This is a genomic window from Streptomyces sp. NPDC041784 (genome assembly GCF_055591025.1).
The window spans coordinates 49,405-75,074 of sequence record NZ_JBVJAB010000007.1 but is presented as its reverse complement, the minus strand read 5'-3'; the positions used below and the strand labels follow the sequence as shown (position 1 = coordinate 75,074).

The window sequence follows — 25,670 nt, the reverse complement described above, 5'->3', positions numbered from 1 at the left end:
GGCATCCGCAACGACACGTCCAAGGAGTACCGATGACCACTTCGCGCCTCAGCGACGGGCTGACGACGCGCCAGCCCCTCGTACTGGGCCTGTTCCGCATGGTCCTGGGCCTGTTGTTCGCCAGCGAGGGCGCTGCGACGGTCTTCGGGGTGCTGGACCGGAAGGCCAGTCCGGTGGGCGACTGGCCCTTCTGGTACGCCGGGGTGATCGAGCTGGTGTGCGGCGCTCTCGTCCTCCTCGGGGTCGCGACCCGCAGCGCGGCCTTCCTCAGCTCCGGCATCATGGCGTTCGCCTACTTCACCGAGCACCAGAAGGACGGCCTCTTCCCCTTGCAGAACGGCGGACTGGCCCCGGTGCTGTTCTGCTGGGGCTTCCTGCTGCTGGTGTTCTCCGGGCCGGGCGCGCTGTCCCTGTCGGGCCTGCTCGGCCGGGAGAGCCGGGAGAATCCCGCGGGGTCCGCCGCCGCTCGCGGGACCGTCTAGGAACCCGGCCCGCGCACCGCTTCCTCAGCTGTCGAAGTCGACCGTGAGGGTCTCGGAGACGGGGAAGGACTGGCAGGTCAGGACGTAGCCGGCGTCGACCTCCGCGGGTTCCAGCGCGTAGTTGCGGCGCATGTCGGCCTCGCCCTCGGTGACCAGGGCGCGGCAGGTGCCGCAGACGCCGCCCTTGCAGGCGAACGGCAGGTCGGGGCGGGTCCGCTGGGCGCCGTCCAGGATCGTCGCCGCGCGCGGCAGCGGGGCGGTGGTGGAGCGCCCGTCGAGGGTGAGGGTGACCTGGCTGACCGGGCCCTCGGCGACGGCGTCCTCGTGGCGCACCTCCCGCACCGGCTCGTCGTCGGCGAAGAACAGCTCCCGGTGGATCCGCTCGCCGGGGACACCGAGGTCGGCCAGGACGCGCTGGGCGTCGCGGACCATGCCGTGCGGGCCGCACAGCCACCAGTGGTCGGCGTCGGCCACGTCGACCAGGCCGTCCACGAGCGCGGCGAGCCGGGCGCCGTCGAGGCGGCCGCTGAGCACCTCGGCCTCGCGGGGTTCGCGGGAGAGGACGTGCGCGAGCTGGAAGCGGGTGGGGTGGAGGTCCTTCAGGTCGGCGAGGTCGTCGGCGAACATCACCGAGTCGGTGCGGCGGTTGCCGTAGAAGAGGGTGACCTGAGAGCGGTCGTCGGCGGCGAGGACCGACTCGGCGATGGACAGCATCGGGGTGATGCCGGAACCGGCGGCGACCAGGACGTGGTGTCCGGGCGTGGTGAGGTCGGGGGTGAACGCGCCGGTGGGTGCCATCACCTCGATGACGTCCCCGGGGCCGACCTCGTGGACCAGCCAGGAGGAGAACAGACCGCCGGGCACCTCCCGCACGCCGATGCGCGGGCGGGCGCCGACCGGCGCGCAGATGGAGTACGAGCGCCGCTCGTCGCGCCCGTCGACCAGGCGGCGCAGGGTGAGCGACTGCCCGGGGGCGAAGACGAACTCTCCGGCCAACTCGTCCGGCACCTCGAAGGCCACGGCGACCGCGTCGTCGCACAGCCGCTGGACGGCGGCCACGCGCAGCGGGTGGAAGGCGGGCCGGCGGCGCGCCGCCCGCACGGGGGCGGGGCTCAACAGCTCTGCCATCAGATCTCCTTGACGTACTCGAACGGCTCGCGGCAGGCACGGCAGCGCCACAGCGCCTTGCAGGACGTGGCGCCGAACCGGGAGGTCTCCTCGGTGTCCGCCGAGCCGCAGCGCGGACACGCGACCTCGCAGCGGGTCGGCGACAGCACCAGCGGCACCGGGCCGGGCGCGGGGCGCGGCGCCGGTCCGGGCGGGGCGATGCCGTGCTCGGCGAGCTTGCGGCGCCCGGCGGGCGTGATCCAGTCCGTGGTCCACGGCGGGTCGAGCACCGTACGGACCTCCACGCGCGGGTACCCGGCGGCCGTCAGCCGGGCGGCCACCGCGGCGCGCATCTCGGCCATCGCCGGGCAGCCGGAGTAGGTGGGGGTGAGGCTCGCGACGACCGTGCCGTCCGCGCCGACCTCGACCTCGCGCAGGACGCCCAGGTCGGCCAGGGTGAGCATGGGCAGTTCGGGGTCCGGGACGTCCTCGGCGATGCGCCGGGCGTGCCGGGCGTCCGTCAGGGTGGTCACCATGTCGCCTCCGGGTGGGCCCGTGCCACGGACTGGAGTTCGGCCAGCAGCGGGGCGAGGTGCCCGGTGTGGTCGCCGTCCCGGCCGGCTCCCGGAAGCGGCTCTGCCGCCGGCAGGGTCAGTCGGGCCGCGTCCATGACCTGGTTCAGGACGGTGACGACCTCGTCGCGGACGTCGTACGCCGCGAACAGCTCGTCCAGATACGGGGTCACGGCCAGCAGCGCGGCCCGCGTGCGGCGCTGCGACTCCTCGGTGCCGTCACCGAGGCGCACGACCCACTCGGCGGCCCACTGCCGGTGGTACGTCAGCTCCTTCACGCCCTTGACGGCGATCGCGGCGAGCACCGGGTCGGCGGCTGCGGTCAGCCGCTCGAAGTGCGCGAGCCGCCAGCTGGAGAGCACCAGCAGCCGTACGACGCTGAACGCGAAGTCGCCGTTGGGCAGTTCGGCCAGGCGTACGTTGCGGAAGTCGTCGGCGTAGCGGAGGTAGGCGTACGCGTCCTCGTCGCGGCCGGTGCCGTCGGCGTGGCCGGTTCGCGCGTACAGGAGGCGGGCCTGGCCGAGCAGGTCGAGGCCGATGTTGGCGAGCGCGACCTCCTCCTCCAGCTCGGGGGCGCGGGTGGTCCATTCGGCCAGGCGCTGGGCGCAGACGAGGGCGTCGTCGGCGAGCGCGAGGCAGCTCGCGGCCAGTTCCGCCCGGTCGACGCCGGCGGGCACGTCGGTGTCCACGCCGTGCAGCGGGTCCTCGAAGCCGGTGCCGAACGCCCACCGGGCGTCGCTGTCGTCGTGCCCCTCGGCGAGGGACAGGTAGACGTGGTCGTCACTCATGCCCTGCTCCTAGATGTGGGGGACGTCGTCGGGGATGTCGTAGAAGGTGGGGTGGCGGTACACCTTGTCCGCGCTGGGCGCGAAGAAGGGGTCCTTCTCGTCGCGGGTGGAGGCGGCGATGTGCTCCGAGCGCACCACCCAGATGCTCACTCCCTCGTTGCGCCGGGTGTACAGGTCCCGGGCGTGGGTGAGGGCCATGCGGTCGTCGGCGGCGTGCAGCGAGCCGACGTGGACGTGGTTGAGGCCTCGCTTGCCGCGCACGAACACCTCGTACAGCGGCCAGTTCGCCCTGGTCTCCTGCGTATCGCTCATGCCGCCGCTCCTTCGCGTGCGCGTGCCGTCTGCTTCGCCGCGTGGGCCGCGGCCGCCTCCCGTACCCAGGCGCCGTCCTCGTGGGCGGTGCGGCGCCGCTCGACGCGCTGTGCGTTGCACGGCCCGCCGCCCTTGATGACCCGCATGAGCTCGTCCCAGTCGGGGGTGCCGAAGTCGTGCCGGCCGCGTTCCTCGTTCCACCGCAGCTCGGGGTCGGGCAGGGTGACGCCGAGCTTCTCCGCCTGGGGCACGGTCATGTCGACGAAGCGCTGGCGCAGTTCGTCGTTGCTGTGGCGCTTGATCTTCCAGGCCATGGAGGCCGCCGAGTTGGGGGAGTTCTCGTCCGGCGGTCCGAACATCATCAGGGAGGGCCACCACCAGCGGTCCACCGAGTCCTGGACCATCTGCCGCTGGGCGTCGGTGCCGCGCATCATGGTCATCAGCAGTTCGTAGCCCTGCCGCTGGTGGAAGGACTCCTCCTTGCAGATGCGCACCATGGCGCGGGCGTAGGGGCCGTAGGAGCTGCGGCACAGGGGGACCTGGTTGCAGATGGCCGCGCCGTCCACGAACCAGCCGATCACGCCGACGTCGGCGAAGGTCGGCGTGGGGTAGTTGAAGATCGACGAGTACTTCTGGCGTCCCTCGATCAGCCGCTCGGTGAGATCCGCGCGGTCGGCGCCGAGGGTCTCGGCGGCCGAGTACAGGTACAAGCCGTGCCCGGCCTCGTCCTGGACCTTCGCGAACAGGATCGCCTTGCGGCGCAGCGAGGGGGCGCGGGTGATCCACTCGCCCTCGGGCTGCATGCCGATGATCTCCGAGTGCGCGTGCTGCGCGATCTGCCGGATCAGCGTCCTGCGGTAGCCGTCGGGCATCCAGTCGCGCGGCTCGATGCGCTGGTCGCGCGCGATGGTCGCCTCGAAGTACTCCTCGAGCTGCGGTTCGGCGCGCCCCGCCGAACCGGGCTGTTCGTCGTTCATGCCATCTCCCCTACCGACCATTCGTTCGGTTAATAATACGGTGCACTCCCCCGGTTTCCACAAGTGCTCCGTTCATCGCCACGTGTGGAAACCCTGTCCGGTCTTGCGCCCCAGCTCGCCGCGGGCGACCTTCTCGCGCAGCAGCCGGGGCGGCGCGAAGCGTTCGCCGAGGGTTTCGTGCAGGTGTTCGGCGATGGCGAGGCGTACGTCGAGTCCGACGAGGTCGGTCAGGCGCAGCGGGCCCATCGGGTGCTTGTAGCCGAGCCGCATGGCGTCGTCGATGGCCTCCGGCTCCGCGACGCCCTCCTCGACCATGCGGATCGCCTCCAGGCCGAGGGCCACACCGAGACGGCTGCTGGCGAAGCCGGGCGAGTCCTTCACCACCACGTCCTGTTTGCCGAGGCCGTGCGTCCAGTCGAGGGCGGCGCGCAGGGTGCCGGCGTCGGTCTCCGGCGCGAGGACGATCTCGACCAGCTCGGAGGCGGGCACGGGGTTGAAGAAGTGCATGCCGAGGAAGCGGCCGGGCCGGGTGAGGGCGCAGGCCAGCTCGGTGACCGACAGGGAGCTGGTGTTGCTGGCCAGAACGGTCGCCTCGCTCACCGCCCGCTCGGCGGCGGCCAGCACGCGGGCCTTGAGCGCGGCGTCCTCGGGGACGGCCTCCACGACCAGGTCCGCGTGCGCGGGCAGCCCGTCGACCGATCCGGCCGTGGTCACCCGGGCGAGCACCCGGTCCGCCGGCTCGGACAGCCGGCCGCGTTCGGCGGCCCGTGCCAGGCCGGTGGCGACGCGCTCGCGTGCCGCGGCGGCCGCCTCGGCGCCGCTCTCGACGACGGTGACGGACGAGCCGGCCGCCGCGAAGGACTGCGCGATGCCGGCGCCCATCCGGCCGCCGCCGATCACCCCGACGACCGCGGGTGCTGTGCTCATGTGCGGGTCCTCTTCTCCAGGAAGCGGGTCATGCGGTCCTTCTTGTCCTGGCTCTCGAAGAGCACGGCCTGGGCCAGGTCGTCGGCGACCGGGTGGGCCCCGGGCGAGTCGACGACGAGCTTCGTCAGGCGCAGGGCCGCGGCGGAGGACCTGGCCATGCGGTCCAGCAGCGCGTGCGCCTCGTCCAGCAGCCGCTCGGCCGGTACGACGTCGATGACCAGCCCGGTCGCCAGGGCGGCCCGCGCGTCGAGGTTGCGCCCGGCGAGCAGCACCTGCTTGGCGACCGACTCGCCGACCAGCTCGGGCAGCCGCCAGCAGGCGCCGGCCGCCGCGAGGATGCCGAGCCCCGGTTCGGGGTTGCCGAAGACGGCGTCCGGTCCGGCGATCCGCAGGTCACAGGCGTACGCCAGCTCCGCGCCGCCGCCCAGCGCCCAGCCGTCGACCGCCGCGAGGGTGGGCAGGGGCAGCCGCCGTACCCGTTCGAACAGCCGGCTGTTGATGCCCTGGAGGGCCTCGTCCCGGCCGCGCCGGAGCAGCTCGGCGATGTCTGCGCCGCCCGCGAAGACCCGGCCGTGTCCGGTGAGCAGCAGCAGCTTCGGCCGACGCTCCAGCTCCGCGCACACGTCGTGCAGCTCGTCGATCATCCGCCCGCTGATGGCGTTGCGTGCCTCGGGCCGGTGCAGGGTGACGACGACCCGGTCGTCGAGTTCCTCGACCAGGAGCGTCTCGTGGGTCGCCGCGCTCACACCCGCTCCACCAGCATCGCCACGCCCTGGCCGACGCCCACGCACAGGGTCGCGAGGCCCCTGCGGGCGTCCTCCCGCTCCAGCCGGCCCAGCAGGGTGAGCAGGACGCGGGCGCCCGAGCAGCCGAGCGGGTGGCCCAGCGCGATGGCGCCGCCGTCGGCGTTGACCTTCGCCTCGTCGAGCTCGAGGCGGCGGATCACCGCCAGGGCCTGCACGGCGAACGCCTCGTTCAGCTCGACCGCGTCGAGGTCGCCCCTCTGCCATCCGGCGCGGGCGAGAGCCTTCTCGGTGGCGGGCACCGGGCCGAGGCCCATGAGGTTCGGCTGGACGCCGGCCGAGGCGGAGGTGACGATCCGGGCACGCGGGGTGAGCCCGTACCGCTCGACGGCCGCCGCGCTCGCCACCACGAGCGCCGCCGCGCCGTCGGAGAGCGGCGAGGAGGAGCCCGCCGTGACGATGCCGTCCGGGCGGAAGATGGTGCGGAGCGCGCCCAGCTTGTCCAGCGTGGTGCCGGGGCGCGGTCCCTCGTCGCGGGTGATCTCGCCGTCCTTCACCGCGACCGGCACGATCTCCCGGTCGAAGTGCCCGGACTCCTGCGCCGCGAGCGCCCGCCGGTGGCTGCGCAGCGCGAACGCGTCGGACTCCGCGCGGGTGATGCCGTCGAGCGCGGCGACCTCCTCGGCGGTCTCGCCCATCGACAAGGTCACCTTCACCGCCTGCGGGCCGGCGCCGGCGGGCACGGCCCGGTCGGCGGCGGCGAAGCGCGGATGGGTGAAGCGCCAGCCCAGCGACGTGTCGTGCACCTCCCCCGGCTTGGCCCAGGGCGTGCCGGGCTTCTGCATCACCCAGGGGGCCCGGGTCATGGACTCCACTCCGCCGGCGACGACCAGGTCGGCCTCGCCGGCGCGGATCGCCTGGGCGGCGGAGGCGACGGCCGTCAGGCCCGAGGCGCACAGCCGGTTGACGGTGTAGCCGGGCACGGTGTGGGGGAGCCCGGCGAGCAGCACGGCCATGCGTGCCACGTCCCGGTTGTCCTCCCCGGCCTGGTTGGCGGCGCCGAGGATCACCTCGTCCACGGCGTCCGCCGGAATCGCGGCGCGGCGCACGGCCTCGCCGACCACGAGGGCGGCCAGGTCGTCGGGGCGTACGGAGGCCAGGGCGCCGCCGTAGCGGCCCTGCGGGGTGCGGGCCCCGTCGATCAGGTAGACCTCGTCAGGCATGTACGGGCTCCTCTGGGGTGACCGGGCGGCGCGACCGAAGCGTGGCGAACCGCCTCTTGACAGGCAAGGTTCGTGGCTGGATAAGTTGACCCTGCCGCACGCTAACCGAATGTTCGGTCGGTACACAAGGTGGTAGGAATCGTGACGCAAGCCATGGCGACGGGACCGGATCCCGCCGCATCGATGTTCGCCGCGGACGAGGCGTCCCGCAGTCTCGGCATCGAGCTTCTCGCGCACGGCCACGGAACCGCCGTGCTGCGGATGACCGTGACGGCGGCGATGGTCAACGGGCACGGGATCGCCCACGGCGGCTGTCTGTTCCTCTTCGCCGACACCGCCTTCGCGTGCGCGTGCAACGGGCACGGCCCGGTGACCGTCGCCGCCGGGGCCGGCATCGACTTCGTCGCCCCCGCCCACGAGGGCGACGTCCTCACGGCCACCGCCGTGGAGCGCACCCGGTTCGGCCGCAGCGGCATCTACGACGTGAGTGTCCTGCGCGGTGACACGCTGATCGCGGAGTTCCGCGGCCGCAGTCGCAGCGTCGGCCGTACGCAACCCGAGGAGTCGCAGCCATGACCAGCGAGCGGGAGACCCCGGCGCCGACCGCGGCGCGCCGGGGGGAGCCCCTGCCCACCGAGCTGTCCGACGACGCCGAGCGGCTGTCCCGTGCGGAGCTGCGCGATCTCCAGCTGCGCCGGCTGCGCGCGACCCTGCGGCACGCCTACGACAACGTCGAGCTGTACCGCGGGAAGTTCGACGAGGCCGGTGTCACCCCCGAGGACTGCCGCGCCCTGGAGGACCTGGCCCGTTTCCCCTTCACCACCAAGGCCGACCTGCGCGACACCTACCCCTTCGGCATGTTCGCCGTCCCGATGGACCAGGTCCGCCGTGTCCACGCCTCCAGCGGCACCACGGGCCGCCCCACCGTCGTCGGCTACACCGAGAACGATCTGGCGATGTGGGCGGACGTCGTCGCGCGGTCGATCCGCGCCGCCGGCGGCCGCCCCGGCCACAAGGTGCACATCTCCTACGGCTACGGACTGTTCACCGGCGGCCTCGGCGCCCACTACGGCGCCGAACGGGCCGGGTGCACGGTGATCCCCGCCTCGGGCGGCATGACCGCGCGCCAGGTGCAGATCATCCAGGACTTCCGGCCCGAGATCATCATGGTCACGCCGTCCTACATGCTCACCCTGCTCGACGAGTTCGAGCGGCAGGGCGTCGACCCGCGCTCCACCTCCCTGGAGGTGGGCATCTTCGGCGCCGAGCCGTGGACGGAGGCGATGCGCCGCGAGATCGAGGAGCGCATGGACATCCACGCCGTCGACATATACGGGCTGTCCGAGGTGATCGGCCCCGGCGTGGCCCAGGAGTGCGTGGAGACCAAGGACGGCCTGCACGTGTGGGAGGACCACTTCTACCCCGAGGTCGTCGACCCGTTCTCGGACGAGGTCCTCACCGAGGGCGAGGAGGGCGAGCTGGTCTTCACCTCCCTCACCAAGGAAGCCCTGCCGGTCATCCGCTACCGCACCCGCGATCTGACCCGGCTCCTGCCCGGCACCGCCCGGCCGGCCTTCCGCCGGATCGAGAAGATCACCGGCCGCTGCGACGACATGATCATCCTGCGCGGGGTGAACGTCTTCCCCAGCCAGATCGAGGAGATCGTGCTGCGCACCCCCGGTGTGGCCCCCCACTTCCAGATCGAGCTGACCCGGCGCGAGCGGATGGACCATATGACCGTCCGCGTCGAGGTCCGCCCCGGCACCCCCGCCGACCGGCGCGAAACCGCCGCCCGCGCGATCGCCAGGGGTGTCAAGGACGGGGTGGGAGTGACCGTGGACGTCCTGATCGTCGAGCCGGACACCCTGGAGCGCTCACTGGGCAAGCTGCACCGGGTGAAGGACCGACGCGAGGCATGATTTCCCGCTTGTCACAATGACACGATGAACAGAACGACCGCACCGGCCTCCGGCGACCGCCGTGGCCGCCCCGTCTACGACCGCGACTCCCTTCTGGAGGTCGCGGTCGCGGTCTTCAACGAGCGCGGCTACGACGGCACCGGCATGGAAGAGCTGGCCAGGCGCCTGGGCCTGAGCAAGTCGAGCATCTACCACCACGTCTCCGGCAAGGAGGAACTGCTCGACCTCGCCGTCACCCGGGCCCTGGACGCCCTCTTCGCGGTCCTCGACGAGGTCCCCGGCCCGGACACCACGGCGACGGCACACCTGCGGCATGTCGTACGGCGCAGCGTGGAGGTCCTGACCGCCGAGCTGCCCTACGTCACCCTGCTGCTGCGCGTCCACGGCAACAGCCCGGCCGAGCAGCGGGCCCTGGAGCGGCGGCGCGACTTCGACCACCGGGTGGCGGCTCTGGTGGCCGACGCGGCGGCCGAGGGCGGCGTACGGGACGACATCGACCCGCATCTGGCGAGCCGGCTGCTGTTCGGTACGGTCAACTCCCTCATCGAGTGGTACCGGCCGGAGGGCGGTCTGCCGGTGCCGGTGCTCGCCGACGCCCTGACGGCCGTCCTCTTCGAGGGTCTGCGCGGGCCGAAGCCGCACCCGGGGCGCTGAAAGAAGCCGAAAGAAGCCGAAAAGAAAAAGACAAGGAGTGGATGAACTCCTTGCCATGTTCAACTTATAGCGCACCGGGGGGCTTGCGGCAAGACCCCCCTCGTGCCGCAGAATCTCCGGCCTAGGCCGGAAGCTGCGGAAATCGGAGTCGCTGAATGCGTGTGTTGTTGTCGACCTACGGGTCGCGCGGGGATGTCCAGCCGATGGCGGCGCTGGCGGTGGCGCTGCGTGGACTCGGTGCGCAGGTACGGGTGTGCGCGCCGCCGGACGAGGAGTTCGCGAAGCTGCTGGCCCGGGTCGGCGTGGAGCTGGTGCCGGCCGCCGAGCCGGTGCGCACGCTGGTGACCGGGACAGCGCCGATGACACCGGAGGGCCTGCCCCAGCGCGCGGCCGCGCTGGTCGCCGCGCAGTACGAGGCGCTCGCCTCGGCGGCCGAGGGATGTGCCGCGGTGGTGGCGACCGGCCTGGTCCCGGCCGTGGCCGCGGCGCGGTCGGTGGCCGAGGAGCTGGGCGTCCCCTTCTTGTACGTGAGCTACTTCCCGACCATGCTGCCGTCGCCCCACCACCGGCCGCACGCGCTGCCGCTGTGGCCGCTGCCGCCGGAGGAGACCGACAACCGGGTGCTGTGGGAGCTGAACGCCCGCAGTTTCGACGCCCTGTACGGCCCGGGGATCAACGCCCACCGGACGGCGATCGGCCAGCTGCCGGTGGACGACGTCCGCAGCCATGTCTTCACCGGCCGGCCCCTGCTGGCGGCGGACCCGGTCCTGGCGCCGTGGCAGGAGCCGGCGGACCTCGACGTCGTACAGACCGGCGCGTGGATCCTGGCGGACGAACGCCCGCTGCCGGACGGACTGGAGGAGTTCCTGGAGGCCGGCGAACCGCCGGTGTACGTGGGCTTCGGCAGCATGCCCATGCGCGAGTCGAAGGACGTCGCCCAGGTGGCCGTCGCGGCGGTCCGCGCGCAGGGCCGCCGCGCGGTGGTCGCCCAGGGCTGGGCCGACCTGGGCCTGATCGACGACGGGGACGACTGCTTCGCCGTAGGAGAGGTGAACCAGCAGGCGCTGTTCGGGCGGGTGGCCGCCGTCGTGCACCACGGCGGCGCGGGCACCACGACGACCGCGGCCCGGGCCGGCGCGCCCCAGGTGGTCGTACCGCAGCTCGTGGACCAGCCATACTGGGCGGACCGGGTGGCCGGCCTGGGCATCGGCGCGGCGCACGACGGTCCGACTCCGACCTTCGATTCCCTGTCGGCCGCGCTCGCGACCGCCCTGGCCCCCGAGACCCGCGCGCGGGCGAAGGCCGTGGCCGGCACGGTCCGTACCGACGGGGCGGCGGCGGCCGCGAAGCTGCTGCTCGACGAGATCGGCTGAGAGAGGCCGCCGGTGTCCGCGTGCACTCGCGCGGACACCGGCGAGCCGGAACACCGTCAGCCTGGACACCTTGCCGCGTGCAGCGGTCGCGAGAGACCACAGATCGGAACTGATGACTGACGTGAATCCCCTGACCACCAGCGCGTTCGACCTTCCCGACCGCCTCTCCCCCAAGGCCGACCCGACGCTGATCGCGGGCGACGAGCGGCACTTCGCGGCCATCGCGCAGTGCCTCGAGGAGTCGATCGCCGAGCTCTCCGGCCGCCTCGACGCCGAACGCAGGGCGCCCGGCGGCATCGGCCGGCAGGCGATGGACCGGGACACGGAGATCCACCGGCTGACCTCCCGCCTGCGCACACTGCGCCGCTTCGGTCTGGACCTGTGCCTCGGACACATGGTCGGCGCGGACGACTCCGAGCCCGTGTACATCGGACGGCTCGGCCTCACCGACAGCACGGGCCGTCGGCTGCTGATCGACTGGCGCTCCCCCGCGGCCGAGCCGTTCTTCGGGGCCACCCACGCCAACCCGATGGGTCTGGCGAGCCGCCGCAGGTACCGCTGGACCCGCGGCCGGATCAGCGACTACTGGGACGAGGTGTTCAGCTCGGACGGGTTCGCCGGGCACGCCGCGCTCGACGACCAGTCCGCCTTCATCGCCAGTCTGGGCACCGACCGGTCGCCCCGGATGCGCGACGTGCTCGGCACCATCCAGGCCGACCAGGACGCCATCATCCGCGCGGGATCGCGCGGCGCTCTGGTCGTCGACGGCGGCCCGGGCACGGGCAAGACCGTCGTCGCCCTGCACCGCTCCGCCTACCTCCTCCACTCCGACCCCCGCCTCGGTCACCGTCGGGGCGGCGTGCTGTTCGTCGGCCCGCACCGGCCCTACCTGGCCTATGTCGCCGACGTCCTGCCCAGTCTCGGCGAGGAGGGCGTGCAGACCTGCGTCCTGCGGGACCTGGTCGCCGAGGGAGCCGCGGCGACGGCCGAGACCGACCCGGACGTGGCCGTCCTGAAGTCGTCCGCGAAGCTGGTGAAGGCGATCGAGGCGGCCGTCAGGTTCTACGAGGAGCCGCCCGCGAAGGGGATGACGGTCACGACCCACTGGTCCGACATCCGGCTGAGCGCCGACGACTGGGCCCTGGCGTTCGAGGCGGCGGAGCCCGGCACTCCGCACAACGAGGCGCGCGAGCAGGTCTGGGAGGAGCTGCTCACGATCCTGGTGGACAAGCACGAAGGCGGCGACGACGCCACGCCCGCCCTGCTCCGCAGATCGCTGCTGCGCAACAGGGAGCTGCTCACCGCGTTCAACGCCGCGTGGCCGCTGCTCGAAGCGGCCGACCTCGTCGGAGACCTCTGGACGGTGCCCGCCTACCTGCGGATGTGCGCTCCCTGGCTCGGCCCCGACGAGGTACGCAAGCTCCAGCGCGCGGACGCGCAGGCCTGGACGGTGTCCGACCTGCCGTTCCTGGACGCGGCGCGGCAGCGGCTCGGCGACCCGGAGACGGCGCGCCGCCGGCGCCGGCACACCGCCACCCTCGCCGCCGAACGCGAGCGCATGGCCAAGGTCGTCGACTCCCTGCTCGCCGCCGACGACGACGGTGAGGGCGCGGTGACGATGCTGCACGGACAGGACCTGCAGGACGCCCTGGTCGACGAGACCGCTCTGCCCACCGCCGAACCGGACCTGCTCGCCGGTCCGTTCGCGCACGTCGTCGTGGACGAGGCTCAGGAACTGACCGACGCGGAGTGGCAGATGCTGCTGCTGCGCTGCCCGTCCCGGAGCTTCACCATCGTCGGCGACCGCGCCCAGGCCCGGCACGGGTTCACGGAGTCGTGGCAGGACCGGCTCGCGCGGATCGGGCTCGACCGGATCGACCTGGCCTCCCTGACGATCAACTACCGGACGCCGGAGGAGATCATGACGGAGGCCGAGCCGGTCATCCGGGCCGTGCTCCCGGACGCCAACGTGCCGACCTCCATCCGCAGCGGCGGCGTCCCCGTCGTGCACGGATCCGCCGCCGACCTCCACTCGGTCCTCGACACCTGGCTCGCCGCGCATGCCGAGGGGATCGCCTGTGTCATCGGCGATCCCACGTTCCGGGCCACGTCCCGGGTCCGCTCGCTGACCCCGGAGCTGTCGAAGGGGCTCGAGTTCGACCTGGTCGTGCTCGTCGATCCGGAGGAGTTCGGCAAGGGCGTCGAGGGCGCGGTCGACCGCTATGTCGCGATGACCCGGGCGACCCAGCGGCTCGTCGTCCTCACCTCCTGACGGCGGCCGCGGGGGCGGCGGTCAGCCGGAAGCTCTGAGCGGCGGAACCGTCGCAGGCGCGCTGCACCAGCTGCGTGCCCTGCGACGAACTCCCCGTGGTGCTCAGGCACTTGCCGCTGTGCCGCGCGATGAAGTGGTAACGGCCGGACGTCTCCCGGACCGGCAGCCACTGCTGGTTGCCGCCACCGCCGTAGGACCACAGCTGCAAGGGCGCGTTGTCCGCGGTGGAGACGCCGGTGACGTCGACGACCTGCGCCGGGTCGCCGCGGTTCGCGATCCGGGTGTAGCCGCCGTCGGTGGAGCGGAACTGGAACTGCTGGGCCGTGGTCCCGTTGCAGGGGTACTGCTGGATCGCGGTGCCGTTGGCCGTGGCCGCCGCGCGCGCGTCGACGCAGGTGCCGCTCTGGTTGTCGGCCAGTGAGTACCAGGCGGTCTCGGAGATCGGGTCGGTGGGCGCGGGGCCGCCGCCCGCTCCGCCGAGCCACTTCAGCCCGTCGATCAGGAACCGGTTCTGCGTGGCGCTGGCGAACGTCGAGGACAGCCGGGTGTCGGTGGCGTAGTTCATGGCGTTGTGCCCGAAGTTCGCGTACAGCATCTTGTACTGGCTGTTGGTCCACAGGATGGGGTAGTAGCCGCTGTACCAGGACTGGTTCGGGTCCGTGCCCAGGGGGAAGCTCGACGGGTCGACGGACGCCAGGATCTTGATGTTCGGGTTGGTCCGCAGGTCGTTGGACCAGCTGTACCACTCGCTGACCGCGGACGTGAAGGTGGCGGGCAGGGCGGCGGTGGAGGGGTGGGTGCGGTCCTCGGTGCGCAGCACGGCCGTCGTCGGCCCCCAGGTGTTGCTCCTGAAGTTGCCGCTGCCGAGGAACTGGTTGTAGTACCAGGGCCAGGATCCAGCGTCGGTGGTGAAGGCCGACACGTGGAAGCCCAGCCAGCCGCCGCCGGCCCGTATGTACCGCTCGAACCCGGCCCGCTGGGCGGCGGACTGGGGTGCGTCGTCGAGGAAGAGGACGACCTGGTAGTCGTTCACCCCGCCGTTGGCGAGAAGGTTCCAGTCGGTGGTCGCCGTGTAGGTGAAGTTGTTCTGCGCGGCGGTCCGCGGGAACCACTCGTTGGCTTCCTTGACGAAGTCGATGTGGGCGGCGTCCCAGGTGCCGTTGTAGAAGGCGATGACCTTGAAGTCGGGCGCCAGGGGCGCGGCGGAGGCGGTGAGCCCGGCGTGGGCCGGGGCGGTCAGCCCCAGCGCCAGCGCCAGCGTGGTCAGCAGCCGTACTACGAGCCGCCTCACGGGTAGCTCACCAGGTTCGCCACGTTGGTGGCGGAGTTGGAGGGGCCGCCGCGGTCGTTGATGACGTGGCGGATGGTCCCGGTGCCGCCGAGCGAGACGGTCACCATGTTCTGGAAGCGCACGTTCGGGTTGTTGGGGACCTCGAAGGCGTGCTCGGCGGTGACGGCCGGGTTGACGTTGAAGTAGCAGTAGCTGCCGAGCCCGTACGCCTGGTGGCTGGTGACCGAGTTGGCGACCTTGTAGGCGGCGTAGCCCTGCGTGGAGCCGTTCATCCAGGCGGCCTGGTTCAGCGGGTCGTAGGGCATCTCGTTCTGGTAGAAGTACGTCCGCCCGCCGTTGCCGTTCCAGATCGTCTGGTGCTTCTGGTAGTGCTCGACGAACAGGCCGTACATGGTGACGTTGTCCCCGTTGACGACGAGTCCGGTGTCGGCGGTGTTGCTGTTCCAGCCGATGCCGCTGCCGTGGTCGCCGCGCCAGATCCACATGTGGTCGCCGATGACGTTGTCGCTGTTGACGACGAGGCTGGTGGTGGCCTTTCCGACGGCGGCGCCGCCGACGCGGAAGTAGACGTCGTGCAGGGAGGTCGGGTTCGCCGCGTGGCCGGCGGCGGCGCCGGCCGGGCCGATCTCCACCAGGGTCTGCGAGTTGGTGGTCCCGGCGTCGAAGAGGACGCCCGCGATCTTCACGCCGTCGACGTCCGCGACGGTCATGGCCGTGATGCCGTTGTCCGGGATGAAGGTGGCCAGGCCGAGGCCGAGGACGACGGTGTCGGGGCGGGTGACCCGCAGGGTCTGGTCGAGGTGGTAGACGCCGGGGGTGACCAGCAGGTTCTTGCCTGCGGCGAGGGCGGCGTTGATCTGGGCGGCGGTCGCGCCCGGCTTGACGACGTAGAACTGGTCGATGCCGAGGGAGGTGCCGGCGGCGGTGCCGTTCGCCCAGGTGGTGGCGGAGGAGTTGGTGCGCAGGGAGGGCACGAACACCTGGTAGGCGCCCGCTCCGTCGACGTACAGGAAGGGCTTCTCGCGGACCGTGGGGGTCTGGGCGACCGTGGTGTACGGCGGGTTGGGGAAGCTGTTGCCGGGCACGCCCTGGCTGCCGACGAAGACCATGTTCCAGTTGGAGCCGGTCCAGCTGCCGAGCTGGGAGTTGCGGGTGAGCCACTGCTGCTGGGTGCCCGACCGTACCTGGCCGTCGATCTTGCTGTCGGCCATGAAGCCGCCGCTGGACCAGCCGCCGTCACTCAGTTCCAGGTTGCCGCGGACGTGCATGCGCCGGTACCCGGACGCCTGGGAGACCGCCCACCGGTCGGTGCCGCCCGTGGGGTTGACCGACAGGTTCTCGGCGCCGCGCCAGAAGTTCTGGGTGGCGTTCTGCGGCGGGAACCAGTCGGCCTCGACATGCACGGCCCCGTTGATCGTGACCGAGTCGGGCGACTGTCCGAGCCCCAGGACCTGGGTGTAGAAGCCGACGTTGACGTCGTTGCTGTACGTGCCCGGCTTGAACATGACGGCGTAGCGCTGGGAGCCGAACTGGTTGGTCTCCTGCTGCTGGAAGATCTGGTTCAGCCGGCTCTGGATCGTGGCCGACGGCATCGACGGGTCGAACACGACCACGTTGGGGCCGAGGTCGACGTCCCCGGGCGCGGTGCTCACCGGCGTCACCTGGAAGCGTTGTGCGGCCGTGCCGTTGCAGGTGTACTGCACCAGCTGGACGCTGTCGGCGGTGGAGGCGGAGGGGACGTCGAGGCACTTGCCGCTGTTGCGGTTGACGAAGTGGTAGGCGCCGCCGCCCTCGTCGACCGCCTGCCACTGCTGGTTGTTCCCCCCGCCGTACGTCCACAGGTGCACGGCCGCGTTGTCGGCGGTGGACACGTCGCTGACGTCCACGACCTGCTGGGCGTCGTTGCGGTTGCCGATCCGTACGAAGCCGTCGCTGGTCGCGGTGAAACTCCACTGCTGGGCGGTGGAGTTGTTGCAGGCGTACTGCTGGACCGTGGTGCCGTTCACGGTCGCGGCCGCTCGGGCGTCCAGGCACTTGCCGCTGCCGGTGTTCACCACCGTCGACCAGCTCGTGGGCAGGGCGGCGGCGGTCACCGCGTCCGGGGCGGACGGGGCGGCCTGGCTCGGCTGGACACCGGTGAGGAGTGAGGCGGCCGTGGCCACGGCGGCGAGGGCCGAGACACGGCGCACCGCGGCGCGGGCCGGACCGGAGCGGGGACGGCGGCCGGTGGGGGGTGGCGGAAATCGAAGCACTTCTTCTCCTGTGCCGCCGCGGCGGCGTGGGTGGGGCGGGGGGAGGGAGCGGGGTCAGCCGGCGTACTGGGCGAGGACGCGGGTGAAATCCCAGGGCTGCTGGGCGACGCCCGAGCAGGTGTCGGCGCCGCCGCCGGTGCAGGGCCGGTCGCGGTTGACCGACCAGAAGGTCAGCCGGGCGAGGTGCCGCTGCTGGGCGTAGGCGAGGATCGTGCGGAAGTCGGCGACGGTCACCGTCTCGTTGTTGTCGGTGATGCCGTTCATCGAGGAGATGCCGGTGTGCCGGTAGGCCTGGTCGTCCGAGTACCCGTAGGCGTTCTTGACGGCGGTCTTGAGTCCTTCGGCGGCGCGGACGGTGAGCTGGCCCATGTTCTGGCCGGCACCGCCGAAGTTGAACGGCATGATCGTCCAGCTGTCCACCGTGAGTCCGGCGGCAGCGGCCCTGCCGATCAGGCTGCTGTCGGGCCCGTTCTGCCCGGTGCCGAAGGTGACGTACACCTTGATCCCGGGGTTGTTCGCCTTGACGGTCTTCAGCGCGTCGACCGTGCGCTGCTGGACGGTCGGGCTGTCGTACGCAGCCGCCTCGATGTCGATGTCGATCGCCTTGAGACCGTAGGCGTTGATCACCTTCTGGTAGGTGCAGTCGTACAGCTGCACGGCCGTCCCGTTCGCACTGTTCGCCCCGGCCACGTCGGCACACTTGCCGCCCAGCCCGGTGATCCGCCCGGTGGCCGCTGCGGCGCCGGTCGCGGGGGCGCCGGTCAGGCCGGTGAGGAGGGCGGCGGCGACCGCCGTGCCGAGCAGCCGCCTTACCGCGGGTCCGGTCGAGAGGCGGGGGATCACCTGGTCACCGTCCACTTCTGGTTGGCGGCACCCGTGCAGGTCCAGATCTGGAGGCGGGTGCCGTTGGCCGAGCTGTTGCCCGTGACGTCCAGACACTTGTTCGCCTGCGGATTCACGATGTCGCGGGAAGCCGGCACCGCCCACTGCTGCGCCGCGGAACCATTGCAGTCCCACACCTGCACGACCGTCCCGTCGGCCGTACCACCCGACGCCACGTCAAGACACTTACCGAGCGCACGGATCGTCCCGTCAGCCCCCACCGTCCACTGCTGCGCCGCGGTCCCATTGCAGTCGTACAGCTGCACGGCCGTCCCGTTCGCACTGTTCGCCCCGGCCACGTCGGCACACTTGCCGCCCAGCCCGGTGATCGGGCCCGTGCCGCCCGGCTGGGCGGTGTCGGTGCTGACGCGGACGTAGTCGACCAGGAGTTGCTGGGGGAGGACCGTGCTGCCGTCGGGGTCACCGGGCCAGTAGCCGCCGACCGCGAGGTTGAGGATGAGGAAGAAGGGCTTGTCGAAGACCCACTGGCGGCCGCCGAGGTCGGCGGGGGTGCGCCGCTGGTACACGGTGCCGTCGACGGACCAGGTGATCGCGTTCGGGCTCCAGTCGACGGCGAAGGTGTGGAAGGCGTCGGCGAACACCTGTCCGCCGGGCAGGGTGTACCCGGCGCCGATGCCGCCGGAGCCCGAGTAGCCGGGGCCGTGCAGGGTGCCGTGGACGGTGGACGGTTCGAAGCCCACGTTCTCCATGACGTCGATCTCGCCGGAGTTGGGCCAGCCGACCTGGCCGATGTCGTTGCCCAGCATCCAGAACGCGGGCCACATGCCCTGCCCGCGCGGGATCTTCATCCGCGCCTCGACCCTGCCGTACGTGGTCGTGAACCGGCCGGCCGTGTTCAGCCGGGCGGAGGTGTACTCGCACCGGCCGTACCAGCACTGGTAGTTGCCCGGGTTCTCCCGGCGGGCGGTGATGACCAGGTGACCCTGGCCGTCCAGCGCGGCGTTGCGGTTGCCGGCGGTGTAGTACTGCCGCTCATGGTTGTTGACGTTGTCGCCGGTCTCGATCTGCCATTTGGCGCCGTCCACGGCCGAGCCCGCGGGCCCGTCGAACTCGTCGGAGAAGGTGACGGCGGCAGCCGCCTGGGCCGCCGCGGCCGTCCGCGCGGAGGGTTCCGCCGGGGACGGTGACGCCCCCTGGGCCAGTCCGGTGGACAGCGAGGCGAAGGCGAGCAGCGAGGCGAGCGACAACAGCAGGCGCCGGGGCGTGCGCGGGGAGTCCATGACTCTCCCTTCATGGGGCAGGACGCGGCTCGACATTGCAGGTACATGACAGAGCCGGGCGCGGCGGAGCCCGATCGATGACCGCGCCGGTGGGTGGGAGGTGGGAACAGCTTGGGGACGCTCCGAGAACAGTCCGGGAGCAGCCCTTGGGGAGCACTTACTTCACCATGTGATTTAAGAAGTGAGCAATGCACCTGTCAAGTGTTTGGTACAGACCTGTACACGCGGGTCCACACCCCTGCCGGCCGACGGCGGCCCCACGTCCACCGCCCACGTGGACCTCGGCGGCAGGCCGCGCCTTTTCGGCGACGGCCCGCCCGCCGATCGGTGGACGCTCAGGACGCGAGCCAGTCGCGGTAGTGCGTGGGGGCGATACGGGCCCCGTCCGGCGCGATCAGGACATCACCCTTGACGACGGCGAACATCCCGGCGGTGTCGTCCGTGACGACCTGGCGGCCGTCCCCCTTGGCGGCGACGGTGACGCGCCCCAGTTCGTCGAGCGGGAAGACCTCGGGACCGGCGATGTTCCGGATGCCGTCGACAGGCGCGCCCGCGGCGGTCTCCGCGACGGCGGCCGCGACGTCGGCGGCGGCGATGGGCTGGACGGGCGTGCGGGGCAGCCGTACGGTCTCGCCGTCCGTGGTCCAGGACAGGACCGCGTCGACGAACTCCATGAACTGGGTGGCCCGCACGATGGAGTACGGGAGCCCGCCGGCCTGAAGCAGCTCCTCCTGGAGCACCTTCGCCCGGTAGTAGTCCAGCTCGGGCACCTGGTCCACGCCCACGATGGACAGGACGACGACATGGCCGACGCCGGCTTTGCGGCCCGCCTCCAGCAGGTTGTCCATCGACGTCCGGAAGAAGTCGAGGGACGCCGCGTCGAAGGTGGGCGAGTTCGTCAGGTTGACCACCACCTCGGCGCCGGCGAGCGCTTCGTCGAGGCCCGCTCCGGTGATGATGTCCACGCCCGTCGACAGGGCGGCCGCGACCGCCTCGTGTCCCTGCTCCGTCAGGCGTCGGACCACCTGCGAGCCGATCAGTCCCGTGCCGCCGACCACGACGATCTTCATGACCGTTCCTTCCCTAGTCCCTGCGTCGCGTGTCCGCGCGGCGGCCCGCTCGGGGGGAGCACACCGACCTCAAACCCGGACACTTCTTATCCGGGATAATACTCGGACACATGTTGTCCGAGTCAAGGCTCCGAGTAGGGTGAGGCACGTGAAGATGTCAGGCGGGGTGGAGTGGGCGCTGCACTGCTGTGTCGTGCTCACCTCGGTGCGGGAGCCGGTCCCGGCCGCCCGGCTGGCCGAACTGCACGACCTCTCCCCCACCTACCTCGCCAAGCAGCTCCAGGCCCTCTCCCGCGCCGGGCTGATCCATTCGGTGCAGGGCAAGTCGGGGGGCTACGCGCTGACTCGGGCCCCCGAGCTGATCACCGTCCTGGACGTGGTGGACGCCGTGGACGGCCCGGGTCCCGCCTTCGTGTGCACGGAGATACGCCAGCGCGGCCCGATGGCCACCCCGGCCGAGGCCTGCACGACTCCGTGCGCGATCTCCCGCGCCATGGCCGCCGCCGAGGCCGCCCGCCGGGAGGCCCTCAGGGCGATCTCCATCGCCGACCTGGCGAAGGACGTCGAGTCCGACTACGGCACGGGCGCCCTGGACGGGATCGGCGCCTGGCTGCGCGCGTCGGCCGGCTGAGGATCCCACCGCATCGCCGTCTGACCACCGGACGGTCCGCCGCGGCCCGTCACACCAGCTCGTAGCCGCACACGAGGTACATCCGGGTGACCGGGCCCGTCCCGTCGGGGAGGGTGAAGGTTCCCAGATCGCGCTCGCGTGCGCGCCGTAGGGTCGGCAGGGGCAGGGTCAGTTCGCCGTGGAAGAGGCCCGGGTACTCGGCGCTGCTCACACAGATGATGTCGTGGCCTTGGCAGCGGCATGCCTCCCCTGGCGCGTGGGACGCCTCGTGTGCGGGCCGGAACCGTACGGTGCGGTGGCCCGGGTTCCGGGACCCGGCCGTCTCGATGAACAGGCCGAGGCGGTTGACGCGCAGGTCGTGGTCACCGGGGACGTAGGGGAAGTGCGCGAGCGACAGGCGGAGCGGAAGGTGAAGCGGCAGGTGGGTCGGCCCGGTGCCGCTGGTCAGGCGGTGCCAGTCGTCAGGGAAGTCGTGCCGCACGTCGAACAACTGCGTTCCGGCACCGGGCAGTCGGCGGCGGGCCGTCGCGTTCGCGGCTCGTGCGGGTGACCGCCTGGAGCCCCGCTCCCCAGCCGATGCCGAAGGCGCCGTTGCCCGCCGCCGAGTCGTAGCCGAGGGCGAGGGACGGACCGAAGCCGGACCGGCCGGGGGTGAGCGCGAGGGGAACGGAGAGGCCGCCCGTACCCGTCGCCAGGTTCGCGGTGAACTTCTCCCCCATTCCGCGAATGGCCCCGCCGCCCTTCGGCAGCGAGATCACCGGGGTGTTCGGAACGGCCGGTGCGGAAGGGGTGAACGCTGAAGGGGAAAATGACGACGGTGTCGCGGCACCCGAAAAGGGAGGGAACTCGTCCGAATCGAAGCCCGTGACCATGCCCGCCTCCCCCGATGGTGGGCCATCAGGGGAGGGCTGACCGATACGCGTCAGAGCAACCCTGACGTGGAAATCCCCCGAACGAAGCGGCAGTTGTCATTTGTTTGTGTGAGCTTCCGATCGACCGGCTTGACAGGGCGGCGACGGCCTTCCGCGTCGGTGGCACTGGACTCCGCCCGGCATCGAGGGCGGCCTGGCCGGCCGTGAGGTTCTCCGGGGGGACGGGCACATGGTCTGGTCGCTGCTGCGTCGCGGGCGGGCGACGCCCCTGCTCCCCCGGCCCGGCGTCTGCGGGCGGCACCGGCACGTCCTGCGCACGGAACGCCTCCTGCTCTACACCCCGCGGAACATGCTGGACGTCGGCGACCGTCCTTGCCGCCGCCTCGGACCCGCAGGCCCAGCGATGGCTCGGATGGGACCGGGGCCTGGTGACCGACGCGGCCGTCCGCACGGCCCTGCTTCGGCTGCGCCCGGTGACACCGGCTCCCGTCGTCACTTCCCGGCCGCCCGGCGCCCGCTGGCCGAACCGTTCGAACCCGGCCCGGATCAGGGGGAGATGCTGATCGCCGTACGCCTGGACGACGGCCGGTACGCCGGTGCCACGGAGCTGAACACCGCCACCGGGGAGACCGGCGGATGGCTGGCTCCCCATGCGCGTGGCCGCGGCCTCGGCACGAAGCTGTTCCGGGCCGCCGCGCTGCTCGGCCACGCGCATCTGGGGCTCGCGTCGGTGCGGGCAGGGTGCGAGCCGGCGAACGCCCCGAGCGCGCGAGCGCTGACGCGTGCCGGATTCGTCGCGGACGACGGACCGCCGCGTCATGTCCTGCCGGACGGCCGCGAGATCGACTCCCGCCGGCTGCGCCACACGGCCCCGGAGCCGGCCACCCGCTGCCCCGGGGCCGGGCCGCTCATACCGTGAGGGTGGGTTCGTGCTCGGGCCTGTCCGCCGGTGGCAGGGGATCGTCGTGCCGCGCGAACAGCCTGCCGGGCCACCACATCCATCGGCCCACGTCCAGGGTCAGCGCGGTGACCAGCACCGAACGGACGACCAAGGTGTCCAGCAGCACGCCGAACGCCACCGCGAACCCCAGCTCGGCCGCGAACACCAGCGGCAGGGACGCCATCGCGGCGAAGGTGCCGGCCAGCACCAGACCCGCCGAGGTGATCACACCCCCGGTGGCGGACAGACCGGTCAGCGCACCGCGCCGGGTGCCGTGCGACAGTGCCTCTTCCCGTACCCGGGTGACCAGGAAGATGTTGTAGTCGATGCCCAGGGCGACCAGGAACACGAACGTCAGGAGCGGGAAGGAGGCCTCCGTCCCGGCGAAGTGGAACACGTGGTGGAACATCAGAGCGCTCACACCGAGGGCCGCCCCGAACGACAGCACCACCGTCGCCATGAGCAGCAGGGGTGCGACGATCGCCCGCAGCAGAAGCGCGAGGATGAGGAACACCGTCACCAGCACGATGGGGATGATCACCTCGGAGTCGCGGGCGGCCGCTTCCCGTGTGTCGAGAAGGATCGCCGTGCTGCCGCCGACCTGGGCGTCCGCACCCTCGATCGCGTGGACCGCGGCCCGGGCCCGCTCGACGGTGCGCATCGCGGCCGTGCTGCTGGGATCGTCCTCCAGCTCCCCGAGCAGGACGGCCTCACCGTCCTCGGTGATCGGCGGCGAGACGCCGGCGATCCCCGGGACGCCGGACAGCGCGGTGCGCACCCGCTGCGCCGAGGCGGCCTCGGCCACGACGTGGAGGGGGTCGCCCGACCCGGCCGGGAAGTGCCGGGACCGGATCTCCTCGCCGACGGCCGACTGCGGTCTGCCGGTGAACTGGTCCGTGTGGGAGAGCCCGTCGGCCTTGAGCCCGAACGTCCCGATGGCCAGGGCGGCGAGGCCCAGCGCGGTACCGATCCACACGATCCGCGGCCGGGCGGAGACGGCGGTGCCGACCCGGTTCCAGACGCCGTCCTTGCTCGCCCCGGCCGATCCGTACGACGGCCGCACCGGCCAGAAGACCCAGCGGCCGCAGACGACCAGCAGCGCCGGCATCAGGGTGACCATGGCGAGCAGTCCGATCAGGATGCCGACGGCGCAGGCCGGCCCGAGCCCCTGGGTGGAGTTGAGGGTGGCCAGCATCAGGAGCATCAGGCTGACCGCGACGGTCGCCGCGCTGGCGACGATCGCGGGACCGGAGCGGTGCAGGGCCTCCGCCATCGCCTCGTGCCGGTCCTCGTGGCGCCGCAACTCCTCCCGGTATCGCGAGATGAGCAGGAGCGCGTAGTCGGTGGCGGCACCGAACACCAGCACGGTCAGGATGAAGCCGGTCTGCTTGTTGACGGTGAGTCCGGCGTCCCTCGCCAGCAGGTAGATCACCGCCTCCGACGTGACCAGGGCGACGCCCGCGGTCAGCAGGGGCAGCAGCGGCAGCACCGGGCTGCGGTAGGTGAGCAGCAGGATCACGACCACCACGGCCGCGGTGATCGTCGTCAGACCGCCTCCCGATCCGAACGCCTTGATCGAGTCGGACGCGTGACCGGCCGGTCCGGTGACATGGAACCCGAGACCGTCGGCGTTCTCCTCGCCGACCTCGGTCATCGCGCCGACGGCCTTGCCGATCCCCTCCCAGCCCGTCCTGTCCTGGTGGACCTGGACCACGGTCAGGAGGGCCTGGCCGTCGCGGGACCTCGACGGGCCCTGCGGCTGCCCCACGACGCGGTCGATGCCCCGGAAGGCCTCGGCGTCGGCCTGGGCCTTGGCCAGGTCGGCGGCCGTGATGCCGGCGGGCCGGTCGTAGATCACGATCGCGGGTACGGTGTCGGCGAGCCGGAACCTCTCGGCCCGCTCGACGACCTCGGTCGACTCCGCGCTGCCGGGCAGCCAGGCCGAGTTGTCGTTCTCCTCGACGTCGCCGAGTTGGCCGGCCAGCATGAGCGCCGGGACCAGCAGGACCGTCCAGAGGGCGAGGACGACCCATTTCGCCACCCTGCCACCGGGCAGGGACGCCATTCTTCGCAGCATGTGGATTCCCCGGTGTGTCAGTCGATGTGAGCGAGCTTGTCGGGATTGGCGACGGCGTAGATCCCGCACACCTGGTCGCCGTCCGGGGTGAGGTCGAGGACGAGGACGGCGAAGGGGGTGCCGTCGGCGAACAGCACGGCGGACGGGTCGCCGTTGACGCTGCGGTAGGCGATGTCGAGGCCTTTGCCGGAGTGGGGCGCGACAGCGGCGAACAGCCGGGCGATCTTGTCCCGGCCGTGGAGCGGCCGCAGGCCGCCCGCGCCCTTGCCGCCGCCGTCACCCCACAGGGTCACCTCGGGCGCCAGGAGCCGCAGGAGGGCGTCCAGGTCACCGCCGAGCGCGGCGGCCAGGAAGCGTTCGGTCACCTGCTGGCGGACCTGGGGGGCGGGCTCGTACCGGGGGCGCCGGGCGTGGACGTGTTCGCGGGCCCGATGGGCGAGCTGGCGAATCGCCGAGGGACTGCGGCCGAGGATGTCCGCGATCTCGGTGTGGGCGTAGCCGAAGACCTCGTGCAGGACGAACACCCCGCGTTCCAGCGGGGTGAGGGTCTCCAGGACCACCAGCAGCGCCATCGACACCGACTCGGCGCGCACCGCCGCGTCGGCGGCGTCGTCGGGGGCGGGGGTGTCGGTGAGGGGGCTGACGAGCGGTTCGGGCAGCCATGGCCCGACGTAGGTCTCCCGGCGGCGGCTGATGGCGGCCTGGTGGGCGAGGGCCCGGTTCACCGCGATCCGCACCAGGTAGGCGCGCGGGTTGTCGATCCGCTCCGCCCCCGCCGTCCCTGTCCTGTTCGTCCACGACAGCCAGGTCTCCTGCACCACGTCCTCGGTGTCGGCGACGCTGCCGAGCATGTTGTAGACGATGGAGAACAGCAGCTCACGGTGGTCGTGGAAGACCTGGGTCGCGGCCGGTACGTCCGGCCGGGCGTCCGGCGGGGCGTCTGGCGGGGTGTCGGACATCGTGGGCCTCCCGTCGTGGTCACGTTCCCAACTGAGAGGGATCCGGGCGCCCGGAGTGTGACATCGACTCCCCGAAAGTGATCTGAATCTCATCCGGGGCCGACCG

The 25,670-nt window shown here is 72.0% G+C and carries 24 protein-coding genes and 1 pseudogene; 8 read left to right on the top strand and 17 right to left on the bottom strand.

The window, feature by feature from the left end:
• Nucleotides 1–32 precede the first annotated feature (32 nt).
• Nucleotides 33–482 carry a DoxX family protein gene (locus ACZ6D7_RS16895; RefSeq protein ID WP_469490989.1) on the top strand — a complete coding sequence of 150 codons (450 nt, stop codon included), beginning with the start codon at nt 33–35 and terminating at the stop codon, nt 480–482.
• Nucleotides 483–506: 24 nt separating this feature from the next.
• Here ACZ6D7_RS16895 and paaE read toward each other — a convergent pair whose 3' ends face one another.
• From paaE to ACZ6D7_RS16855, 8 genes are all read right to left on the bottom strand, one after another.
• Nucleotides 507–1,610, bottom strand: a complete 1,104-nt coding sequence (paaE, locus tag ACZ6D7_RS16890) for a 1,2-phenylacetyl-CoA epoxidase subunit PaaE (protein ID WP_469490985.1) — start codon at nt 1,608–1,610, stop codon at nt 507–509.
• On the bottom strand, nt 1,610–2,125 hold the full coding sequence (gene paaD, locus ACZ6D7_RS16885) for a 1,2-phenylacetyl-CoA epoxidase subunit PaaD (RefSeq protein ID WP_469490982.1): 516 nt from the start codon (nt 2,123–2,125) through the stop codon (nt 1,610–1,612). Before paaD ends, paaE begins: the two co-directional genes overlap by 1 nt.
• Entirely contained in the window at nt 2,119–2,949 is an 831-nt protein-coding gene (gene paaC / locus ACZ6D7_RS16880) for a 1,2-phenylacetyl-CoA epoxidase subunit PaaC (RefSeq protein ID WP_469490979.1), read from the bottom strand. The genes paaD and paaC overlap by 7 nt, the downstream gene beginning before the upstream one ends.
• 9 nt (nt 2,950–2,958) lie before the next feature.
• Complete coding sequence (gene paaB / locus ACZ6D7_RS16875; protein ID WP_469490976.1) at nt 2,959–3,261, bottom strand: 1,2-phenylacetyl-CoA epoxidase subunit PaaB; 303 nt, start codon at nt 3,259–3,261, stop codon at nt 2,959–2,961.
• Entirely contained in the window at nt 3,258–4,238 is a 981-nt protein-coding gene (paaA, locus tag ACZ6D7_RS16870) for a 1,2-phenylacetyl-CoA epoxidase subunit PaaA (RefSeq protein WP_469490973.1), read from the bottom strand. The genes paaB and paaA overlap by 4 nt, the downstream gene beginning before the upstream one ends.
• 72 nt (nt 4,239–4,310) lie before the next feature.
• Entirely contained in the window at nt 4,311–5,165 is an 855-nt protein-coding gene (locus tag ACZ6D7_RS16865; protein ID WP_469490970.1) for a 3-hydroxyacyl-CoA dehydrogenase family protein, read from the bottom strand.
• Nucleotides 5,162–5,911 (bottom strand): enoyl-CoA hydratase/isomerase family protein, encoded by a 750-nt coding sequence (locus ACZ6D7_RS16860; protein WP_469490968.1) that lies wholly within the window; start codon nt 5,909–5,911, stop codon nt 5,162–5,164. The genes ACZ6D7_RS16865 and ACZ6D7_RS16860 overlap by 4 nt, the downstream gene beginning before the upstream one ends.
• Nucleotides 5,908–7,131: a thiolase family protein gene (locus ACZ6D7_RS16855; protein ID WP_469490965.1), complete on the bottom strand. Its 1,224-nt coding sequence runs from the start codon at nt 7,129–7,131 to the stop codon at nt 5,908–5,910. The genes ACZ6D7_RS16860 and ACZ6D7_RS16855 overlap by 4 nt, the downstream gene beginning before the upstream one ends.
• A 153-nt stretch (nt 7,132–7,284) precedes the next feature.
• On the opposite strand from ACZ6D7_RS16855, the gene paaI reads away from it, so the two are divergent.
• From paaI to helR, 5 genes are all read left to right on the top strand, one after another.
• Nucleotides 7,285–7,707: a hydroxyphenylacetyl-CoA thioesterase PaaI gene (paaI, locus tag ACZ6D7_RS16850; protein WP_469491539.1), complete on the top strand. Its 423-nt coding sequence runs from the start codon at nt 7,285–7,287 to the stop codon at nt 7,705–7,707.
• Nucleotides 7,704–9,050, top strand: a complete 1,347-nt coding sequence (gene paaK / locus ACZ6D7_RS16845; protein ID WP_469490960.1) for a phenylacetate--CoA ligase PaaK — start codon at nt 7,704–7,706, stop codon at nt 9,048–9,050. Before paaI ends, paaK begins: the two co-directional genes overlap by 4 nt.
• Before the next feature lie 24 nt (nt 9,051–9,074).
• Nucleotides 9,075–9,704, top strand: a complete 630-nt coding sequence (locus ACZ6D7_RS16840) for a TetR/AcrR family transcriptional regulator (protein ID WP_469490957.1) — start codon at nt 9,075–9,077, stop codon at nt 9,702–9,704.
• 155 nt (nt 9,705–9,859) lie between these two features.
• Nucleotides 9,860–11,077, top strand: coding sequence for a glycosyltransferase (locus tag ACZ6D7_RS16835; RefSeq protein ID WP_469490954.1), 1,218 nt, complete (start codon nt 9,860–9,862; stop codon nt 11,075–11,077).
• 121 nt (nt 11,078–11,198) lie between these two features.
• The gene (helR, locus tag ACZ6D7_RS16830) at nt 11,199–13,349 is read left to right on the top strand and encodes an RNA polymerase recycling motor ATPase HelR (RefSeq protein WP_469491537.1); all 2,151 of its coding nucleotides are present in this window, start codon (nt 11,199–11,201) and stop codon (nt 13,347–13,349) included.
• Here the strand turns inward: helR and ACZ6D7_RS16825 are convergent.
• From ACZ6D7_RS16825 to ACZ6D7_RS16805, 5 genes and pseudogenes are all read right to left on the bottom strand, one after another.
• Nucleotides 13,339–14,640: a ThuA domain-containing protein gene (locus ACZ6D7_RS16825; RefSeq protein WP_469490951.1), complete on the bottom strand. Its 1,302-nt coding sequence runs from the start codon at nt 14,638–14,640 to the stop codon at nt 13,339–13,341. The two genes, helR and ACZ6D7_RS16825, sit on opposite strands and share 11 nt — an antisense overlap.
• Complete coding sequence (locus tag ACZ6D7_RS16820) at nt 14,637–16,829, bottom strand: RICIN domain-containing protein (RefSeq protein WP_469491535.1); 2,193 nt, start codon at nt 16,827–16,829, stop codon at nt 14,637–14,639. Before ACZ6D7_RS16820 ends, ACZ6D7_RS16825 begins: the two co-directional genes overlap by 4 nt.
• 117 nt (nt 16,830–16,946) lie before the next feature.
• Nucleotides 16,947–17,528 (bottom strand): annotated as a pseudogene (locus ACZ6D7_RS16815) (glycoside hydrolase family 18 protein); the annotation flags it as partial.
• Between the two features lie 203 nt (nt 17,529–17,731).
• Nucleotides 17,732–19,015: a ricin-type beta-trefoil lectin domain protein gene (locus tag ACZ6D7_RS16810; protein ID WP_469490948.1), complete on the bottom strand. Its 1,284-nt coding sequence runs from the start codon at nt 19,013–19,015 to the stop codon at nt 17,732–17,734.
• A gap of 335 nt (nt 19,016–19,350) precedes the next feature.
• Nucleotides 19,351–20,085 carry an SDR family oxidoreductase gene (locus ACZ6D7_RS16805; protein WP_469490945.1) on the bottom strand — a complete coding sequence of 245 codons (735 nt, stop codon included), beginning with the start codon at nt 20,083–20,085 and terminating at the stop codon, nt 19,351–19,353.
• Between the two features lie 154 nt (nt 20,086–20,239).
• Between ACZ6D7_RS16805 and ACZ6D7_RS16800 the strand changes: the two genes are divergently transcribed.
• Nucleotides 20,240–20,716, top strand: a complete 477-nt coding sequence (locus tag ACZ6D7_RS16800; RefSeq protein ID WP_469491534.1) for an RrF2 family transcriptional regulator — start codon at nt 20,240–20,242, stop codon at nt 20,714–20,716.
• Between the two features lie 49 nt (nt 20,717–20,765).
• Here ACZ6D7_RS16800 and ACZ6D7_RS16795 read toward each other — a convergent pair whose 3' ends face one another.
• A complete protein-coding gene (locus ACZ6D7_RS16795; protein WP_469490939.1) occupies nt 20,766–21,197 on the bottom strand; it encodes a hypothetical protein in 432 nt (143 codons plus the stop codon).
• Nucleotides 21,178–21,435, bottom strand: a complete 258-nt coding sequence (locus ACZ6D7_RS16790; protein ID WP_469490936.1) for a SpvB/TcaC N-terminal domain-containing protein — start codon at nt 21,433–21,435, stop codon at nt 21,178–21,180. The genes ACZ6D7_RS16795 and ACZ6D7_RS16790 overlap by 20 nt, the downstream gene beginning before the upstream one ends.
• A gap of 382 nt (nt 21,436–21,817) precedes the next feature.
• Here ACZ6D7_RS16790 and ACZ6D7_RS16785 point away from each other — a divergent pair, with 382 nt between their 5' ends.
• Nucleotides 21,818–22,507, top strand: coding sequence for a GNAT family N-acetyltransferase (locus ACZ6D7_RS16785; RefSeq protein ID WP_469490933.1), 690 nt, complete (start codon nt 21,818–21,820; stop codon nt 22,505–22,507).
• Here the strand turns inward: ACZ6D7_RS16785 and ACZ6D7_RS16780 are convergent.
• The gene (locus ACZ6D7_RS16780; protein ID WP_469490929.1) at nt 22,497–24,605 is read right to left on the bottom strand and encodes an MMPL family transporter; all 2,109 of its coding nucleotides are present in this window, start codon (nt 24,603–24,605) and stop codon (nt 22,497–22,499) included. The genes ACZ6D7_RS16785 and ACZ6D7_RS16780 overlap by 11 nt on opposite strands.
• 17 nt (nt 24,606–24,622) lie before the next feature.
• Complete coding sequence (gene sigJ, locus ACZ6D7_RS16775; RefSeq protein ID WP_469490926.1) at nt 24,623–25,564, bottom strand: RNA polymerase sigma factor SigJ; 942 nt, start codon at nt 25,562–25,564, stop codon at nt 24,623–24,625.
• Nucleotides 25,565–25,670 lie beyond the last annotated feature (106 nt).

Bases quoted from the DNA above. Each gene is read 5' to 3' on its own strand.
- ACZ6D7_RS16800 (WP_469491534.1), top strand. From the start codon at position 20,240: ATGTCAGGCGGGGTGGAGTGGGCGCTGCACTGCTGTGTCGTGCTCACC.
- paaC (WP_469490979.1), bottom strand. From the start codon at position 2,949: ATGAGTGACGACCACGTCTACCTGTCCCTCGCCGAGGGGCACGACGAC.
- ACZ6D7_RS16805 (WP_469490945.1), bottom strand. From the start codon at position 20,085: ATGAAGATCGTCGTGGTCGGCGGCACGGGACTGATCGGCTCGCAGGTG.
- ACZ6D7_RS16790 (WP_469490936.1), bottom strand. From the start codon at position 21,435: ATGGGGGAGAAGTTCACCGCGAACCTGGCGACGGGTACGGGCGGCCTC.
- ACZ6D7_RS16855 (WP_469490965.1), bottom strand. From the start codon at position 7,131: ATGCCTGACGAGGTCTACCTGATCGACGGGGCCCGCACCCCGCAGGGC.
- ACZ6D7_RS16810 (WP_469490948.1), bottom strand. From the start codon at position 19,015: ATGGACTCCCCGCGCACGCCCCGGCGCCTGCTGTTGTCGCTCGCCTCG.
- ACZ6D7_RS16865 (WP_469490970.1), bottom strand. From the start codon at position 5,165: ATGAGCACAGCACCCGCGGTCGTCGGGGTGATCGGCGGCGGCCGGATG.
- ACZ6D7_RS16835 (WP_469490954.1), top strand. From the start codon at position 9,860: ATGCGTGTGTTGTTGTCGACCTACGGGTCGCGCGGGGATGTCCAGCCG.
- paaB (WP_469490976.1), bottom strand. From the start codon at position 3,261: ATGAGCGATACGCAGGAGACCAGGGCGAACTGGCCGCTGTACGAGGTG.
- paaK (WP_469490960.1), top strand. From the start codon at position 7,704: ATGACCAGCGAGCGGGAGACCCCGGCGCCGACCGCGGCGCGCCGGGGG.
- paaA (WP_469490973.1), bottom strand. From the start codon at position 4,238: ATGAACGACGAACAGCCCGGTTCGGCGGGGCGCGCCGAACCGCAGCTC.
- sigJ (WP_469490926.1), bottom strand. From the start codon at position 25,564: ATGTCCGACACCCCGCCAGACGCCCCGCCGGACGCCCGGCCGGACGTA.
- paaE (WP_469490985.1), bottom strand. From the start codon at position 1,610: ATGGCAGAGCTGTTGAGCCCCGCCCCCGTGCGGGCGGCGCGCCGCCGG.
- ACZ6D7_RS16785 (WP_469490933.1), top strand. From the start codon at position 21,818: ATGGTCTGGTCGCTGCTGCGTCGCGGGCGGGCGACGCCCCTGCTCCCC.
- ACZ6D7_RS16840 (WP_469490957.1), top strand. From the start codon at position 9,075: ATGAACAGAACGACCGCACCGGCCTCCGGCGACCGCCGTGGCCGCCCC.
- ACZ6D7_RS16780 (WP_469490929.1), bottom strand. From the start codon at position 24,605: ATGCTGCGAAGAATGGCGTCCCTGCCCGGTGGCAGGGTGGCGAAATGG.
- paaD (WP_469490982.1), bottom strand. From the start codon at position 2,125: ATGGTGACCACCCTGACGGACGCCCGGCACGCCCGGCGCATCGCCGAG.
- ACZ6D7_RS16895 (WP_469490989.1), top strand. From the start codon at position 33: ATGACCACTTCGCGCCTCAGCGACGGGCTGACGACGCGCCAGCCCCTC.
- paaI (WP_469491539.1), top strand. From the start codon at position 7,285: ATGGCGACGGGACCGGATCCCGCCGCATCGATGTTCGCCGCGGACGAG.